Genomic DNA, 16,907 nt, shown 5'->3' with positions numbered 1-16,907 from the left:
GGTAACAACGAGCGAAACAACATGACACCTGCGAGCATCGAGAAGACGCCTGGCGAACAGCAGGCTGCAAGGATTCTGGTGGTTGATGACGATCCCAGGCTGCTGGCCAGCCTTTCGTCGCTGCTGGAGCAGCAAGGCCATGATGTTGTCGAAGCTGAAGGTGGAAAGGCAGCCCTCAGGGCCATTGATGATCACCCCTTTGATCTGGCCATGCTCGATCTTCGGATGCCGGACGTTGACGGCTTTGACCTGATGGAAAAGCTGGCAAAGGTTCAACCGGACTGCGGTGCCATCGTGGTCAGCGGCGAAAGCTCGTTTGCCGCCGTCAGCCGGGCATTGCGCCGCGGCGCCCTGGACTACATCCGCAAGCCCTTTGATCCTGAAGAGCTGCTGGCCATTGTTAACAGCGTGCTCACCAAACGCTCTCTCATCCGCGCCCATGAGCACGTCAGCATGCGGTTGGAGAAATCCGAAGAACTGCATCGCTACATCGTCAACAGCTCGCCAGACATCGTGTTCATGCTGGATCGACAGGGCCGCTTCTGTTTCGTGAACAGCAAGGTCGAAAGCCTGCTGGGTTATCAGCAAGCTGAACTGATTGGCCGACACTTCCGCCACATTCTTGATAACCGGGATCTTGCCCGCGGCACCTATGCCCTCACCGGCCCGAACATCTCTGCCCATAATCCCCGGACTCTGGAGGTCAGGCTAAAGACCCGTGGCAGCCGCAAGGCCACCCGGCATTTTGAAATCACCGCTTTTCCCATCGATGCGGAAACCTGGCCCCACGACAATGGCGATATAAGCCATCGCAGTGCAGCGCGATACTACGGCACAGCCAGGGATGTGACCGAGCGCAAAGAGGCCGAGGCCTTTATCAACTTCCAGGCCTACCATGACCTGCTAACGCGGCTGCCAAACAGGGCCCTGTTCAAGGACCGGCTGGACCTCGCCATTACCCATGCCCGCCGAAGCAAGCAGAAACTGGCAGTCATGTTCCTTGACCTGGACCGGTTCAAGGTCATTAACGACACCCTGGGCCACGCCATGGGCGACCGCCTGCTTCAGGCCGTTACCCATCGCCTGGAACAGTGTCTGCGTAAGGGCGATACCCTGTCCAGGTTTGGCGGCGATGAATTCACCCTGTTACTGCCCTCCATCAACAGCCACGAAGACGCCCGCCAGATTTCGAAAAAGCTGATCAAGGCCTTACGCGAGCCATTCCAGCTTGGCAGTCACGAAGTCTTCGTTGGCGTCAGCATTGGCATCGCCACTTACCCTGAGGCCGGCGATTCCATGGATCAGCTGATCCAGAATGCCGACATCGCCATGTACCACGTCAAAGCCCGGGGCAAGGATGGTTACCGTTTCTTCTCCGAAACCATGTCTGTGGACACCGCCGACCGGCTGAACCTTGAACGCGATCTGCGCCTGGCCCTGGACCGTGACGAACTGCGAGTCTTCTATCAGCCTCAGGTATGTTCCACCACCAACCGCGTGGTCGGCCTGGAAGCCCTGGTGCGTTGGGAACATCCCCAGCAGGGCCTGCTCTACCCGAGGGATTTTCTGCCGCTGGCAGAAGAAACCAAACTTATCAGCCGGCTCAGTGAACGGGTTCTGGACATTGCCTGTCGCGACGTTGGTGACTGGATCAGGGATGGCCACGAACATCTTCGCCTGGCGGTGAACCTTTCACCACTGCAGGTTGAGCACCCGCGGTTTGTCAGCACCCTGATGGACCAGTTGAGGGCCCACAATTTCCCGCCGGGCAACCTGGAAATCGAAATCACCGAAAACGTGATCATGAAAGACCTGGAACATATCAGCCAGAAGCTCCGTGAACTGGCCGCACTGGGCGTTCGCATTGCCATTGATGACTTCGGCACCGGCTATTCGTCACTGAACTATATCCACCGCCTGCCTATCCACACGCTCAAGGTGGACCAGTCTTTCGTCCGCGGCATCCGCAGTGGAGAGGACGAAGCCTGCATCGTCAACGCCATTATTGCCATGGCCCACGGTCTGCGGCTGGAAATCGTGGCCGAAGGCGTGGAAACCGATGAGCAACTTGCCTACCTTAAAAACCTGGGCTGTCATCAGGTGCAGGGGTTCTATTATGGCCCGGCACGCCCGAAAGAGATGATCGAAAAGTCTCTGGGGCAAATCCCTGCCCGCGCTGCTTCTTTCTGATTCCACGCACCGATAATCCATTGTCGGACAGTCTGATTTAAAATGTTGATCTGGTTTGCAAAGTGTTGCCAAGCGTAACTTTGTGTATCCGGAAATGCGTAGTACTGCACATAATTGGCCCTGTCACTTCTCTAAGCTCATTTCCATCAAGCGCTTTCATCTGAAAACGCTCCGAATGGATCTGAACAGGCAGAAGTGGTCATGCGCGATAAATACAAATACATCGGACCCGTCTACGATTTCCTCAGCAACCTATACAGCGGCAAGAACATCCACCGTTGCAAAACTGCCATGCTGGATGTGGAAACCGTCAAACCCGGCGACCGCATCCTGTTTGCAGGGGTCGGCCACGGCCGTGATGCCATTCGCGCCGCCGAACTGGGCGCCGACGTAACCGTCGTCGACCTATCTGAAACCATGCTGCGCAAATTCGGCGATGCCCAGAAAGCAGAAGCGCCGCACCTGACCATTCGTCGCATCCATAACGACATCATGAACGTGGACGATTTCGGCCACTACGACATGGTAGTCGCCAATTTTTTCCTCAACGTGTTTGACGAAGACATGATGGTGAAAGTTCTGGAGCACCTGATTCGCCTTGGCACTCCAGAAGCGCGCATCGTGGTCGGGGACTTCTGCTACCCCACTGGCAACATCGTCGCCCGGATGTTCAAAAAGCTTTACTGGTACATGGCCGTGTTCATCTTCTGGCTATTGGCCAATAACGCCTTCCACAAGATCTACAACTACCCCGAGCACATGAAGCGCCTTGGCCTGGATGTCACCGAGAAAAAGCACTTCAAACTGCTGAACATGAATTGCTACTGGTCAATTCTTGGGCAAAAGCGGGCCTGAACCCGCGAACAGACAGACTGCAAAAGGGCGTAAAAAAATAAAAGGGGAGATTCAGGAATGACGGATCAGATTCTATCGCTGGATGGCATACGATCAACTGATGCAGGAGCGTTTACCCACTCCGAGCGGGTCGGCTACCTCAAAAAGCACGGTGTACACTCCCAGTCATTCTCTACCCTGCAGCCGGGCATGGCCTATTACGATCTGCCGGGCATCGGCTACATTGCCTACATGCGCAAGTGGGGCAGTATCTTCGTGCTGTCTGACCCGGTCGCCGCCCCGGAACATTTCGGATTCATTCTGGAAAAGTTCCACCAGCGCTTCCCCAACGCCTGTTATATCCAGGTTTCCAAACCCGTTGTCGATTTCATGTATCGCCGGTTCGGGCTCTTCGGCACCCAGTTTGGCAGCGAGTCCCGCATCAACCTGAAGAACTGGTCGCTGTCTGGCAAGAAAAAACAGATTCTGAGGACAGCCCTGAATCAGGCCGGGAAAACCGGCATCACGGTCAAAGAGCGTTTCAGCGACGATCATACCCGGGAAATTTCTGACGCCTGGATTCGTACCCGCAAGTGCAAGAGCAAGGAAATCCGCTTCCTGATACGGCCGATGGACATGGAGTACCGGGAAAACGAGCGCCATTTCTACGCCTATCAGGACGGCAAGGCCGTGGGCTTTATCTATTTCGATCCAATTTACCGCAACAATGAAATCATCAGCTATGTGCCCAACATCTCACGGGCCAACGCGGATTTCCGTCAGGGCATTTTCTACACTCTTATGGCCCATGCCATGGAGGTTTTCCGGGAAGAGGGCGTACCCTATCTGGATCTGGGACTGATCCCACTGTCGCTGCATCCTGAAACCGAACACCAGGAAAGCCGCTTGTTCAAACGGATCATGCATGGCGTCTATGAGAAGGGAAACTTCCTTTACAACTTCAAGGGGCTGGAATTCACCAAATCGCGGTTCCGGGGTGAGGTGTTTAAAACCTATTGCTGCCATCGCCGCTCACTGCCGGCGTTGGAATTCTTCTCCATGTTCAAGCTGACCCGGCTGATCTGAGCCAGGGTCGGCTGGCCAGTTACCCTGCAACCGGCCAGCAGGCAGACCCAGTTCTGCGAGATAATCCGCCATCCCGTCGGGCAGACTTCCGGTAAAAAGCACGTCAACCATTGTCCTGGCGGCGCCCTGCGCCTTGAGGCTTGCAACGCTTCTGCCCGACTGCTCCAACAGCCAGCCTACTCGACGAGCAATGGCATCTCCGGAATCCACCCAGTAGGTCACATCCGGCAGCAGCTCCCTGAGCACCGAAGCAATCAGCGGATAATGGGTACAACCCAGCACCACCGTATCCACACCGGCATCCCTGAATGGTTGTAGTGCGCGGCTCAGATCCTCTGACGGCAGACTATCTCCCGCCAACTGCTGTTCAATCCAGTGGACCAGCTGGGGATGACCGATGCGTTCCACATGGCAGTCGCTGGCAAACTCGGCCACCAGCGACTCAAGGTACGGACGGGTTACCGTAGCCGGAGTCGCCAGAATGCCAATCCGACGGTTCTGTGACAGCGCGGCCGCTGGCTTGATCGCTGGGACCACACCAATGACCGGGGTATCGGTCATTGCCCGCAGGGCGGGCAGCACCACTGTGCTGGCGGTGTTGCAGGCCACAACAACGATGTCACAGGGCACATCATTCAACGCCCGGCCAATCAGCCGCTGGCTGCGCTCAACCACCACCGATTCAGGCTGCCCGCCGTAGGGAAATCCGGCGCTGTCCGCCAGATAGACCAACTGGGCCGCCGGTAGGGCCCGGTGAATACAGCGCGCAATACTGAGTCCGCCGATGCCCGAATCAAATACCAGAATCCGCGGCTGGGGCAGGTTCACGGGATGGTTCAAGATCCTTCCCCCGATGCCAGAATCTCCTGCTCCATGGCCTGGATCAGACGCCCGGCAATGGTGGTCAGCGGCGGCACTGGCGGCAGCTGGCCGGGCCGGTACCAGTCCGCTTCTGCCAGTTCATCTTCCTGCAGCACCAGCTCGCCACCTGCATAATCAGCGAAAAAACCCAACATCAACTGATGGGGGAAAGGCCAGGGCTGGGAGTGCTGATAGCGGATGTTCTGCACCTCAAGACCGGTCTCCTCTTTCACTTCCCGCGCCACCGCTGCCTCAACATTTTCACCAGGCTCAACGAACCCCGCAATCAGGCTGAAAAAATGTCGTTTTACCCGGGAAGACCGGGCCAGCAGTAGCCGATCATCCCGCCGAATCACCACAATCACGCAGGGCGCCAGCCGGGGATACCAGGGAATGGAGCAGCTCCCGCACCACAGGGCACGCTCTTTGGTGTGGCTTTCTGTGACCGCGCCGCAACGGCCGCAGTACCGGTGATCATGCCACCACTGCAGTACCTGGAAACCGGTACTGAGCAGCTCAGCCGGTGCGGCCTCCATCAGAATCAGCGCGTCCCGCAGGCCCACCAGTTCAAAAACTTCATCGGCAGGCTCCGACACTTCCACCGCATAAACCGGATGATCATTCAGTTGCCCTACATAGACCGGGCCCAGACCACCGGAGGTCAGCGGCTCAATGGCTGCCCATTGATGCAGCCAGCCATCCCGGGGTCGAGCAACCTGACCATCGGTTATCGCCAGAGTCAGATCCGAAGGGGCCGGCTTGCGGGATGACCAGCCGGGAGTCCATTGCGTCATAGTCCACTTTCCAGACGTTTGAATGAGGTAATAACGAAATGTACCACACCGTTCACGCACACCTGAACGCGAACACGGCTTTCGGCGTTCCCTGCAAGCGAGTAAACTTAGCGCCTGATTCGGTAAACCGGAGCCATTGCATATGCGAGTTTTTCAGGGCGTTTACAGCCTGATCCTGACGTTTCTGCGCAAGATCCTGTTTCTTTGGGTGCGAACAGACGTCAGCGGCAATGACCCTGAAACCCTGGGCATCGATCCGGATAAGCCGGTTTGCTACGTACTCCAGTATGCGTCGCTTTCAAGCCGGCTGGTGCTGGAGCAGGAAGTCCTCAATGCCGGTCTGCCCGGAGCAGCCTCCTCGCTTCCGGTGAAGAATGGGCCTAACCATTCTTTTTTCTTTCTGTACGGCCGCAGCGGTGGACGGCTCAGACGCCGCCGGACTCCAGCGCAGACCAGCGAATTCAGGGCGCTGGTCCACCACGGCCTCGAGCACCCGGATCAGGAAGTGCAGATCGTGCCGGTTTCGCTTTTCTGGGGCCGGTCCCCGGACAAGGAAAAATCCCTAGTCAAACTGGTGCTTTCCGACAGCTGGTCCGTTGCCGGTCGTCTCCAGAAGCTGCTGATCATTCTGCTGCACGGGCGCAGCACCTACGTTCAGTTCAACGCGCCCCTGTCCCTGCAGCAGGTGGTATCGGAATATCGCCACAGCCAGGAACGCGCCAACCGCAAATTGGCCCGAATTCTGCGCACCCACTTCCGCCGGGTGCGCCAGGCGGTGCTGGGACCTGACCTGTCGCACCGCCGCACCCTCGTGGGCGGACTGATCCGCACTCCGGCAGTGAAAGAAGCCATCCGCGAAACCGCCGTCGAGCAGGACATGAAGCCGGAAAAGGTCCGGATAAAAGCCTACAAGTACGCGGATGAAATTGCCGCCAGCATGTCGATTGTCACCATCCGGTTTCTTGAGGTGGTGCTGGCCTGGCTGTGGAACCGGATCTACAAAGGCATTGCCGTGAACAATATACGGGTTGCGAAAGAGGCCGCCCAGGATAATGCGGTGGTTTACGTGCCCTGCCACCGCTCCCATATCGACTATCTGCTGCTGTCCTACGTGCTTTACAAGAACGGTCTGATGCCGCCGCACATCGCTGCGGGTATCAACCTGAACATGCCCATTGTCGGCCCCATTCTCCGTCGCGGTGGCGCCTTTTTCATGCGCCGCAGCTTCAAGGACAACCCGCTTTACGCCACTGTGTTCAACGAATACATGCACGTCATGTTTTCCCGCGGTTATTCGGTGGAGTATTTTGTCGAAGGCGGCCGCAGCCGCACCGGGCGGATGCTGCAGCCCCGCCCCGGCATGCTGTCAATGACGGTACGCAGCTTCCTGCGGGACCACCGCAAGCCAATCGTATTTGTGCCGGTTTACTTCGGCTATGAAAAAGTCATGGAAGGCCGCTCATATCTGGGCGAGCTGCGGGGCAAGAAAAAGGAAAAGGAGAACATCTTCACACTGGCCAAAACGGTCAGGAAGCTGAGCAATTCATTTGGCCAGGTGGCGGTTAACTTTGGCGACCCGATTCCACTGGCAAAGGTGCTGGACGAGGTCCATCCGGACTGGCGCCAGGAAGCCTACGATGCAGAATACCGCCCGCACTGGCTGAATGATGCAGTCAGCGAACTGTCTGACCGGGTTGCGTCCCATATCAACGCCTCGGTTGCGGTGAACCCGATTGGCCTCACCGCAACCGCGCTTCTTGGCGCGGAAAGGCTGGCCATGGACGAGGTTCAATTGACCCGGCTGATGGACCAGTACGCCGACCTTCTGCGCGCCTATCCCTACGCCGACACCGTGACCCTGCCCGAAGGCAACGGCCAGGACTGGGTCGCCTACTGCGAGAACATGGGACTGATTACCCGTAAACCCCAGAAGCTGGGCGATATTATTGCGCTTGAAGGCAGCAATGCCATCCTGATGACCTATTATCGCAACAACATTCAGCACCTGTTTGCCCTGCCCTCGCTGATTGCCAGCCTATTCGAGAACAAGCAGTCACTGAACCGTGACAAGATCGAGTTTCTGGCCGGTGTCGCCTACCCCTATCTGAAATCCGAGCTGTTCCTGAGGTACCACACCGATGAAATTGCCGATGTGATCAATCGCTGGGTGGACGTTCTGGTCGACAAGGGCCTGCTGTTTGAAGAAGCCAACGGCCAGATCAGCCGACCCGAGGAAGGAACCGACGCCATGCTGCGCCTGCGGGTGTTGTCCCGCTTCATTATCCAGACCCTCGAACGCTACCACATTGCCATTGGTGTACTACGCCGGTATGGATCCGGCAAGGTAACAGCGGAAGAACTGGAAGATCAGTGCACCCTGCTGGCAGAGCGCATGTCGATTCTGTTTGGCCTGAATGCACCGGAATTTTTCGACAAGACCCTGTTCCGGAATTTTATCAGCAGTCTGCAGAGCAATGACGTGGTCACTAAAAACGAGAACGGGCTACTGTGCTACAGCGATGCCCTTGATGAAGTGGCGGAAGACGCCCGCCTGGTTCTGAGTGTCGAGAAACGTCAGGCCATTCAGCAGGTCACCATGCTGGGCGCATAAGTCAGGTCGCGGGCAAGGCTTTGAGGGAATACACATCGAACCGGCTGCTTTTGCCCTCGACCCGCGTGGTAACCGACGGCCCGTTCAGAGGCTCAGCCTTTCGCGGGCGCTTGACCACCACCCGATAACGGGCGGCAGCAAGGGCCGCTTCAAGGAGGGCATCGGAATCTTCGTCATCACCGACCAGCTGCCGGAACACCTGCATTTCTTTCTTGACCAGGGCTGATTTGTCCCGGTGGGGAAACATCGGATCCAGATAGATCACGTCCAGAGAGCCGGGTTCGCAGTTCTGCAACCAGTGCAGGCTGTCGCCGGCTTCAAGCTTGATGCGTCCGATAATACCGGCACATTCCTGATTGAGGGATGCCCGGGCCAGGCCGTCTTCCAGAATCGCATGGACCGCCGGTGACCGCTCGAAAAGGGTCATGCGGCAACCCAGTGACGCCAGCACAAAGGCATCCTGCCCAAGGCCTGCGGTGGCGTCCACAACGTGCAGGGGCTGACGGGTTTTCTGCAGGCCCACGGCCTTGGCAATCAACTGGCCGGTGCCGCCCCCATGTTCCCGGCGATAGCCCGCCTTGCCACTGACGAATTCTGCTCGCACCGGGCCCGGGGCGCCCTTACCGGTCAATTGCAGGCACAGGCCCAGATCATCGGCAAACAGTAGAAGCGCCGCATCTCTGACCAGCTTGGGCGTTACCAGCCCCAGGAAAGGAACCGAAAGGCGATCCGCCAGATCCCTGACCTGCCAGGCATCACCGAGGGCACTATGGCCCGTAGCCAGGCCAGTGAAATCGTCGCCGGACACCATTAAACGCGGATATCAATGCCGGTGATAAGGCTGTCAGGAGCTTCAGAGGCAGGTGCCGCCACATTGGCGAAGGTCGCCAGGGCGCGAGACGTGTTCAATGGAAGATCGTCGGCGCGAAACCGTTCCAGGCGGGTGTCTTCCGCCGCCCGGCGGGCTTCGATTCGCCGCTCCAGGGCGTCCTGGGGCGTAACCGGGCGGGATTCCGCAGACGGCGAGGCGCCCTCGGCAAGATCACGGCGCACCTGGCCGGCATTGCCTTCCGCCGTTGACGCAGGGGCACGGGCAATATCACTTCGCTCTCGGACCGGTACATTGTTACCGGTCTGGTACGCCAGATTACTGTTTGGATTAACTCCGCCGATCATGACAGCCACACCGAATCATCCATTGGAGAGCCTGATTATGGAAGATCCCGACCGGTTTTGAAAGCCGTGACTTTTACCGCAGCGATCAAAGCAGCAGCAGGAACAGCAATGTCCCCAGAACCAGGCGGTAGATCACGAAAGGCATTAACCCCAGCCGTTCCAGAAACGTCAGAAACAGGTGGATGCAGACCAGCGCACTGATGAAAGACAATCCGGTGCCCAGCGCAATGGCAGCCCAGTCGGTAGCCCCGCCCTGCTCTACAAGCTCCAGGGTTTTCAACAGTCCGGCGGCCAGAATCAACGGGATGGACAGAAGAAACGAAAAACGCGCGGCGGCCTCCCGGCTGAATCCGAGAAACAGCGCCGCGGTGATGGTTATACCCGAGCGCGAGGTGCCCGGAATCAACGCCAGCGCCTGGGCAAGCCCGATCACCACAGCGTCTTTGATGGCCAGGCCGTCCAGGGAACGGCTACGCCGGGCGACCGCATCAGACCACCAGAGCACCAGACCAAACCCCAGGGTGGACGCGGCTATGACCAGGCCCGACCTCAGGGTGGTTTCAATCACATCGTTCAGAAGGATGCCGGCAAGGCCGGCCGGTATTGTGCCGGCAATGACAGCCCAGGCCAGGCCACTGTCCTTGCCTATCCGCCGGTGCGAGGTATCGACGACCCAGGCGGTGGTCAACTGGACGACAGTCTGGCGGAAATACCAGACAACCGCAGTGAGCGTGCCCACATGCACCGCGACATCAAACGCCAGACCCTGATCGGACCATCCCAGTACTTCAGACGGAAGAATCAGGTGCGCCGAGCTGCTGATAGGCAGAAATTCCGTCACACCCTGAATCACTGCCAGCACAATGATTTGCCAAAGTTCCATGGGCACAAAATCCGTCAGATAGGGAAAGAGAAGGCGTTCAGCGACCGGGCAGTTTCTGCCAGGCTACTTCATCACGGACATAGATCGGCTGCGCTTTGGCGGCCACCACACCGCCAAAGGCTGCAAACGATTCTGCAGCCAGCCGCGCAACCCAGCTTGCCTGGGGTAACAAGGAATCGTCTGCCTGCTCGATGGCGCCTGTCACTGCAGCGGGAAACTGACTTTGCAGTCGCCACCCGCTGCCGGCCCCGAACCAGCGGCCCGCACCCGGTTCTAGAGAAACCTCTTCAGGCGGACACACCCGCTCGCTCGCCAGAGCCAGGGGCTTGCCATAGCGGCATTCATAGCTGGCAAAATAGACTTCGCCCATGCGGGCATCAAACGCGACCGCCACCCGGTCTCCATCCTGCAGATCGAACCCGTCGATTGCACCAGCGGCCACCGCCTGCAGAGAAGACACGGGCACCACAGGGATATCCAGGCCGTAGGCCAGACCCTGCACGACGCCCGTGGCAATTCGCAGGCCGGTAAAGGATCCGGGACCACAGGCAAATGCCAGCACGTGGAGATCCGCCGGCGCCAGACCGGCTTCGCTGAGCAGTTCGCGGATCATCGGCATCAGCAGCCGGGTATGGCCCCGCGGGGCCAGTTCTGAGCGCATGGTCAATCGGTCATCCCCAGCGCCACGAAGCAGCGCAGCGGAACATCCCTCTGATGAGGTATCCAGAGCCAATAGATTCACGGGCTTACTTCAGTTGCGTCAGAATCTGGTTCTTGATGTCGTCCATGCTGCCAACGCCCTCAACCCGAACGTATTTTGGCGCACTGGTCGCATCTTTGCCGGCCCAGTCCTGATAGTAATTGACCAGAGGCGCTGTCTGCTCATGGTAGATGCGCAGGCGGTTACGAACGGTTTCTTCCTGATCGTCATTGCGCTGGACCAGTGGCTCGCCGGTCTCATCGTCTTTGCCGTCGACTTTCGGCGGATCATACTTGACGTGGTAAATGCGGCCACTGGCTTCGTGCACCCGGCGCCCGGAAAGACGGCTGACAATTTCTTCGTCGTCCACTGCAATCTCGACCACATAATCGATGGCAATACCCTGGTCTTTCAGTGCTTCAGCCTGGGGAATCGTGCGCGGGAACCCGTCCAGCAGAAAGCCATTCTTGCAGTCAGGCTGTTTCACACGCTCTTCAATCAGGGCAATAATGATGTCATCCGAGACCAGGCCACCTGATGCCATCACTTCCTTGACCTGTTTGCCAAGGTCGGATTCGGCCTTGACTGCCGCGCGCAGCATGTCGCCGGTTGAAATCTGCGGAATATCAAAGCGTTCGGTAATGAACTGGGCCTGGGTCCCCTTGCCGGCGCCTGGCGCGCCCAACATGATGATTCTCATAGGTATTGCTCCCGTTATAGTCTTTATCGTAAGAAAAGCTGTGGCAAAACCCTCGGGCTTTGCGACATCCTCTCGGGGCTGATTCTACGGTCGGTCACAGAAAGCCACGCATTATACGAATTCGGACCTGCCATAGAAAGTCGACGTCCGTCGTAAGGCGGAACACGCGCACAGTGCGGGAGGTTCAATTTTCAGGCGTCAGGATGACAGGGACCGGGCCAGTGCGTCCAGATCCGCGGAGACTCTTTCTACCTCATCCCTGAAGGTGTCCAGGTCCTGCTCTTCCAGATCGAGCGCAGACGTCAGCGCAGGCAGGTCGTCAGGGTTGAATTCATCACCGATCTGCCGCTCTTTCAGCAGGGCGTTGGCCAGTTGCACCATGAGAACATACTGCTCGTGGTCACCGTGGTAGTCCGGGTGCTGGTGCATACCCGCTGACTTGATAACCGGATCCGGCAACTGCCAGAGCCGATGCAGAATGCCGCCGATCGCCCCGTGACCAACCGCCAGCAACTGGCGCTGATCACCAGCGCCGAACACCTGTTGCTCCAGCGAGTGCATACTGGCTTCGGGGTTGGATTCACGAAGCTCATTCAGCTCATCAAACTCTGCCGGGAACAGATGGCCAATCAGCAATAGTCCAAAGTTATGCAGTAGGCCGCACAGATAAGCCAGCCCCTTGTCTTCGCCGCACCGGGACGCCATTCGCTGACACAGGAACGCGCAGTAAAGGGAGTGGCGCCAGAACTCGTCCATCCCCAGCATGCCCTTACGGGGAATCTCGAAAGCCCGAACCGAGGCAATACCCAGGGCAATGTGGGCAACCCGGTCAAATCCCAGAACCCGGGTGACCGCTTCCTGAACGGAATTGATCTGGCCCGGGTAATTGAACAGGGCTGAGCCGGCATAACGCATGATCTGCGCGGTCATGCTGGGATCGAACTCGATCAGGTCCGCCAACTCTTTCGCCGAGGCATCCGTATTGCTGGTCAGCCTGAGAATCCTTAACGCCAGAGCGGGCATGGGCGGTAGCCTGTAGAGCTTCTGCAACTGGTCGGCCACTTCCTCCAGGGTCAGCGAGTCCCGCTCACCATTGTTCTGCCCTCTGATCACCACATGGCCAGCCATGGCATCACCCAGGGCCCGGGTCAGGGAGGTGCGATCCATTTCCAGCAAGGTGCTGTCATCCCCGCAAGCCATCACCACCCGTGAGTAGTGACGGACATCATCATCTACCAGCACTGGTACGTCATAGGCCGCGCCAACCGGGGGAATAAAGCCGGGGTCACAGTCCAGGAAAAGGCGCGATGACTGGCGCGCAGTCAGGGGTTGCAACCGGCGCCCGGTTACCCGGTGAATCAGCTCCGGGTCGATGCTGCTGATAAACCCGTGCACCACCATCAAGGGGCCGTTAATGTCGATCAGCATGCTGGCGCGAACAAACTCATTGGGCGACCGGCCGGAGGCAGACACGGCGGCGTCAAGGCTGGAAGCAGATGGCACGACCAGTTCCCGGAAGGCAATTCCTCTCAGGCTCAGAAAACGCTCGAGTCTTGGTGCAATCGGCAAAGACCTTCTCCTTCCTTCTTGTTATCTGATCGTCAGCCGGTATTGCGCATACCCGCTGCAATGCCTGCCATGGTGACCTTCAGGGCACGTTCAACCATTTCCGGCACCTGCCCTTTACCTTCGCTTTCCCGGTCACGCTTGAGCAGCTCGGCCTGAAGATAGTGTAGCGGATCCGTGTAAGGGTTTCGCACCTTCATTGAGTGGGCAAACACCGGCTCGTGCTCCAGCAGGGTGTCCTGTTGCTTGAGCTCCAGCAGATTGGCAATGCAGCCTCGCAGCCGTGCCCGCAGATCCTCGCCCAGTTCGAGCAGTTGGGGGTCATCCGCCAGGGTTTTCTCGTAGTGGCTGGCAATCCGCAGGTCCGCCTTGGCCAGGACCATTTCCAGCATATCCACATAGGTTTTGAAGAATGGCCACTGGTCCATCATCTCCCTCAGCACCGGCACCTTGTTGTTGGCGAAAGCGTCTTTCAGTGCCACATCACTGCCCAGCCAGCTTGGCAACATCAGCCTCATCTGGGTCCAGGCGAATATCCATGGAATGGCGCGCAGACTTTCCACCCCGCCTCCGGGCTTTCTCCGGGCTGGACGGCTGCCCAGTGCCAGTTTGCCGAGGGCCTGCTCTGGGGTCACCTGGCGAAAATAAGGCACGAAGTCCGGGTTATCCCGCACCACGGAACGATAGGCCGCCAATGACCGTTCGGTCAGCCAGTCCATGGCCTCGCGCCATTCCGGCTCCGGGCCCCTGGGCGGCGCCAGCGTCGCCTCGATTACCGCCGTGGTGTAAAGCGTCAGGCTCTGCTCCGCCAGCCGGGGCAGGCCGAATTTGAAACGGATCATTTCGCCCTGTTCGGTAATTCTGAAACTGCCGTTCACCGAACCCGGAGGCTGGGAAAGAATCGCGCGATTGGCCGGTCCACCACCACGGCCAACGGTACCGCCGCGCCCGTGGAAGAGTGTCAGGTGAATACCGAAACGCCCGGCCACTTCGGTCAGCTTTTCCTGAGCCTGGTACTGAGCCCAGGCGGCCATCATCTGGCCGGCGTCCTTGGAGGAATCGGAATAACCGATCATCACTTCCTGGCTGCCCTTGCAGTACTCCCGGTACCAGTCGACTTCATACAGGGCGGCCATGCTGTCCGGCGCACCGCGCAGATCGTCCAGGGTTTCAAACAGGGGCACCACACGCATGGGGTGGGTCATGCCCGCTTCCCGCAGCAGCAGAATCACGTTCAGTACGTCCGACGGTTTGCTGGCCATGGAAATGACGTAAGAGCCAAGTGCCTCAGGGGTCTGCTGCGCCACGATTTCGCAGGTGGCAAGCACTTCCCTGACCTCGTCAGACGGCGCCCAGTTGCGGGGCACCAGGGGACGACGCCCGCGGAGTTCTTTCACCAGAAACGACTGGCGCTCCTCCTCGGGCCAGGACAGGTAATCCCCCAGGCCAAGATAGCTCACCATCTCGGCGACAGCGGCGGCGTGGCGGGTGGATTCCTGGCGAATGTCCAGACGGATCAGTGGCAATCCAAAAGTATGCGCCCGACGCAGGGTGTCCAGCAAAGGGCCCTGAGCGATGCTTTCCAGCCCGCACTCCATCAGTGAGCGATAGCAGAGTTCCAATGGGTCGACGAAATCGCTGTTTTCAAACAGGATGCCGCTGTCGTCCGCGGGGCGATTCTCGATTCTTGCCTCGGCCCAGTCACGGGTGCGGATCAGCTTTTCCCGTAACTCGGCCAGCACCTGGCGATAGGGCTCGCGAGAATCGCCAACCAGGGCCCGCAGTTCATCGCTGGCCTGCCACATGGAAAGCTCCGCCCGCAGTGCCTGGATATCCCGAAGGTAAAGATCCGCCGCCATCCAGCGGCCCAGGAGAAAGACTTTGCGGGTTACTTCATGGGTGACATTGGGGTTGCCGTCACGGTCACCCCCCATCCAGGACGCAATCCGGATCGGGGAGGCGTTCAACGGCAGGCCCTTGCCGGTGGCTTCGGTCAGTGAACGGTCCAGGCTCCGCAGGAATTTCGGCAGTGCCAGCCAGAGGCTGTTCTCAATCACAGCGAAGCCCCATTTGGCCTCATCCACCGCTGTGGGCCGCTCGTGGCGGATTTCGTCGGTGTGCCAGGCTTCATTCACCAACTGGGTCAGGCGGCTGACGATTTCTTCGCTCTCGGCCGGCAGCAGGTCATCGTGGTCCAGCCTGGCCAGGCAATCCGACATCTCGTCGTATTTCATGATCAGCGTGCGCCGCGCCACTTCTGTCGGGTGGGCGGTCAGCACATACTCGATTCGCAGGTCGGCAACCCGCCGATGAAGATCTTCCGGGGCAACGCCGCCGTCTATGAGCCGCTCGAACACCTCACTGAGCGATTCCACCATCAGGTCGGATTCATGGCCGCGCTTGCGGCGAATGCTGTGATACTGCTCGGCCAGGTTGGCCAGATTCAGAAACTGGTTAAAGGCACGGGTTACCGGCAGCAGTTCGTCATCGCTGAGTTTACCCAGCAGGTTTACCAGCCTCTGACCGGACCCGCTTTCCTGGCGGCGGTCAGCCTTGGCGGCGGCCCTGACTTCTTCAATCAGATCAAAACAGTCCTGTCCCGGATGGCGCTGAATGCTCTGCCCCAGCAGTTCACCCAGCATTCGAACGTTCTCTCGCAGTTCGGGATGCAGCTCAGTCACAATAGCGTCCTTTTAAATTGACGGGAGCGAAGTAAACTAAGGATACTAATAACGATTAACGCGTTTGGCCGCAAGGAGTATTCATGAAAGTAACCGATCTGCCCAGGCACTGGGAAAGCGAAAAGAAACCGGTGGAGCGCAGCCACGATTACAACCTGAGGCTTCCGCTGGAAGACGCCGCACGAATTGCCGCCCTGGCGGAGCTCTACCCGGATCGTTCCGAGGCCGATATTCTGAACGACATGATTGGCGCAGCTCTGGACGATCTCGTCAGGCTGAGCCCACTGAAGGATAAGCTGGAAAACCGGGAAAAGTAGAGCGAGAGGTGCTCAGTCGGGGTGGAGGTTCCACCCCGCAAACGTTTCATTCGCTGCCCTTGTCGGGCGACGGCTCTGGCTCAGGGCCGGCGCTTACGCCACTGATTCCAGCTGGCGGGCTTTAAGCTCCTGGATGTGCTTCTGACTCAGGCTGATGAAGCGTGGCGTCATGCCACTGTCTTCGTAGATTTCAAAGCCGTCCTCGTCAAAGGCAACCACTTTCGAGCCCTGCACATAGGGAAAGCTGGTTTCCAGCTCGTCCAGTGCGGCAGAGATCAGATCTCGCATCAGATCCTGAGTGGATTTCATCGGGTAGAGCGCAGCCAGTTTCTCTAGCCGCTTGTGATGCTGGTCAGACAGATTGGCATAATAGGCATCGCGGGTTAAACGCCCCCGGGCATGCTTGTCCCAGTAATTGACCAGATCTTTAATCTTCATGGTGCCGTCACTCCTGCTTGTTCTCGGTCGCCACCAGATGCACTGCGCCAGTGCACCTGATAAGCGAAGT

At 58.5% G+C, this 16,907-nt stretch carries 15 protein-coding genes; 5 read left to right on the top strand and 10 right to left on the bottom strand.

Annotation, left to right across the window (positions count from 1 at the left end; translation table 11 throughout):
- Window positions 1-21 precede the first annotated feature (21 nt).
- From E5Q11_RS00510 to E5Q11_RS00500, 3 genes are all read left to right on the top strand, one after another.
- Window positions 22-2,190, top strand: a complete 2,169-nt coding sequence (locus tag E5Q11_RS00510; RefSeq protein WP_135801458.1) for an EAL domain-containing response regulator — start codon at window positions 22-24, stop codon at window positions 2,188-2,190.
- 201 nt (window positions 2,191-2,391) lie between these two features.
- Window positions 2,392-3,045 (top strand): class I SAM-dependent methyltransferase, encoded by a 654-nt coding sequence (locus tag E5Q11_RS00505; RefSeq protein ID WP_135801457.1) that lies wholly within the window; start codon window positions 2,392-2,394, stop codon window positions 3,043-3,045.
- Window positions 3,046-3,102: 57 nt separating this feature from the next.
- Window positions 3,103-4,110, top strand: a complete 1,008-nt coding sequence (locus E5Q11_RS00500) for a DUF2156 domain-containing protein (protein WP_135801456.1) — start codon at window positions 3,103-3,105, stop codon at window positions 4,108-4,110.
- On the opposite strand, the gene murI is transcribed toward E5Q11_RS00500, so the two are convergent.
- Together murI and nudC are read right to left on the bottom strand one after the other, a co-directional pair.
- The gene (gene murI / locus E5Q11_RS00495) at window positions 4,057-4,950 is read right to left on the bottom strand and encodes a glutamate racemase (protein WP_225314994.1); all 894 of its coding nucleotides are present in this window, start codon (window positions 4,948-4,950) and stop codon (window positions 4,057-4,059) included. The genes E5Q11_RS00500 and murI overlap by 54 nt on opposite strands.
- Window positions 4,947-5,765: an NAD(+) diphosphatase gene (gene nudC / locus E5Q11_RS00490; RefSeq protein WP_135801455.1), complete on the bottom strand. Its 819-nt coding sequence runs from the start codon at window positions 5,763-5,765 to the stop codon at window positions 4,947-4,949. Before nudC ends, murI begins: the two co-directional genes overlap by 4 nt.
- A gap of 142 nt (window positions 5,766-5,907) precedes the next feature.
- Between nudC and plsB the strand changes: the two genes are divergently transcribed.
- A complete protein-coding gene (gene plsB, locus E5Q11_RS00485) occupies window positions 5,908-8,376 on the top strand; it encodes a glycerol-3-phosphate 1-O-acyltransferase PlsB (RefSeq protein ID WP_135801454.1) in 2,469 nt (822 codons plus the stop codon).
- A gap of 1 nt (window position 8,377) precedes the next feature.
- Here the strand turns inward: plsB and E5Q11_RS00480 are convergent, their stop codons facing one another.
- The 7 genes from E5Q11_RS00480 to ppc form a co-directional block, all read right to left on the bottom strand.
- Window positions 8,378-9,187 (bottom strand): class I SAM-dependent methyltransferase, encoded by an 810-nt coding sequence (locus E5Q11_RS00480; protein ID WP_135801453.1) that lies wholly within the window; start codon window positions 9,185-9,187, stop codon window positions 8,378-8,380.
- On the bottom strand, window positions 9,187-9,552 hold the full coding sequence (locus E5Q11_RS00475) for a UDP pyrophosphate phosphatase (RefSeq protein WP_135802375.1): 366 nt from the start codon (window positions 9,550-9,552) through the stop codon (window positions 9,187-9,189). Before E5Q11_RS00475 ends, E5Q11_RS00480 begins: the two co-directional genes overlap by 1 nt.
- An 85-nt stretch (window positions 9,553-9,637) precedes the next feature.
- On the bottom strand, window positions 9,638-10,435 hold the full coding sequence (locus E5Q11_RS00470) for an undecaprenyl-diphosphate phosphatase (RefSeq protein ID WP_135801452.1): 798 nt from the start codon (window positions 10,433-10,435) through the stop codon (window positions 9,638-9,640).
- A gap of 37 nt (window positions 10,436-10,472) precedes the next feature.
- A complete protein-coding gene (gene tsaB / locus E5Q11_RS00465) occupies window positions 10,473-11,177 on the bottom strand; it encodes a tRNA (adenosine(37)-N6)-threonylcarbamoyltransferase complex dimerization subunit type 1 TsaB (RefSeq protein ID WP_135801451.1) in 705 nt (234 codons plus the stop codon).
- A 4-nt stretch (window positions 11,178-11,181) separates the two neighbouring features.
- Entirely contained in the window at window positions 11,182-11,835 is a 654-nt protein-coding gene (gene adk, locus E5Q11_RS00460) for an adenylate kinase (protein ID WP_135801450.1), read from the bottom strand.
- 198 nt (window positions 11,836-12,033) lie between these two features.
- Window positions 12,034-13,404 carry an aminoacyl-tRNA deacylase and HDOD domain-containing protein gene (locus E5Q11_RS00455; RefSeq protein WP_135801449.1) on the bottom strand — a complete coding sequence of 457 codons (1,371 nt, stop codon included), beginning with the start codon at window positions 13,402-13,404 and terminating at the stop codon, window positions 12,034-12,036.
- A gap of 32 nt (window positions 13,405-13,436) precedes the next feature.
- Window positions 13,437-16,082 carry a phosphoenolpyruvate carboxylase gene (ppc, locus tag E5Q11_RS00450; protein ID WP_135801448.1) on the bottom strand — a complete coding sequence of 882 codons (2,646 nt, stop codon included), beginning with the start codon at window positions 16,080-16,082 and terminating at the stop codon, window positions 13,437-13,439.
- 83 nt (window positions 16,083-16,165) lie between these two features.
- On the opposite strand from ppc, the gene E5Q11_RS00445 reads away from it, so the two are divergent.
- Window positions 16,166-16,399: a hypothetical protein gene (locus E5Q11_RS00445; RefSeq protein ID WP_135801447.1), complete on the top strand. Its 234-nt coding sequence runs from the start codon at window positions 16,166-16,168 to the stop codon at window positions 16,397-16,399.
- A gap of 93 nt (window positions 16,400-16,492) precedes the next feature.
- Here E5Q11_RS00445 and E5Q11_RS00440 read toward each other — a convergent pair whose 3' ends face one another.
- Window positions 16,493-16,837, bottom strand: coding sequence for a pilin assembly protein (locus tag E5Q11_RS00440; RefSeq protein ID WP_135801446.1), 345 nt, complete (start codon window positions 16,835-16,837; stop codon window positions 16,493-16,495).
- Window positions 16,838-16,907 lie beyond the last annotated feature (70 nt).

The sequence above is a fragment of the Marinobacter confluentis genome (assembly GCF_004785685.1).
GTDB lineage: Bacteria > Pseudomonadota > Gammaproteobacteria > Pseudomonadales > Oleiphilaceae > Marinobacter > Marinobacter confluentis.
Note: the sequence above shows the minus strand (reverse complement) of the source record. Positions and strands in the feature narration are given on the sequence as shown.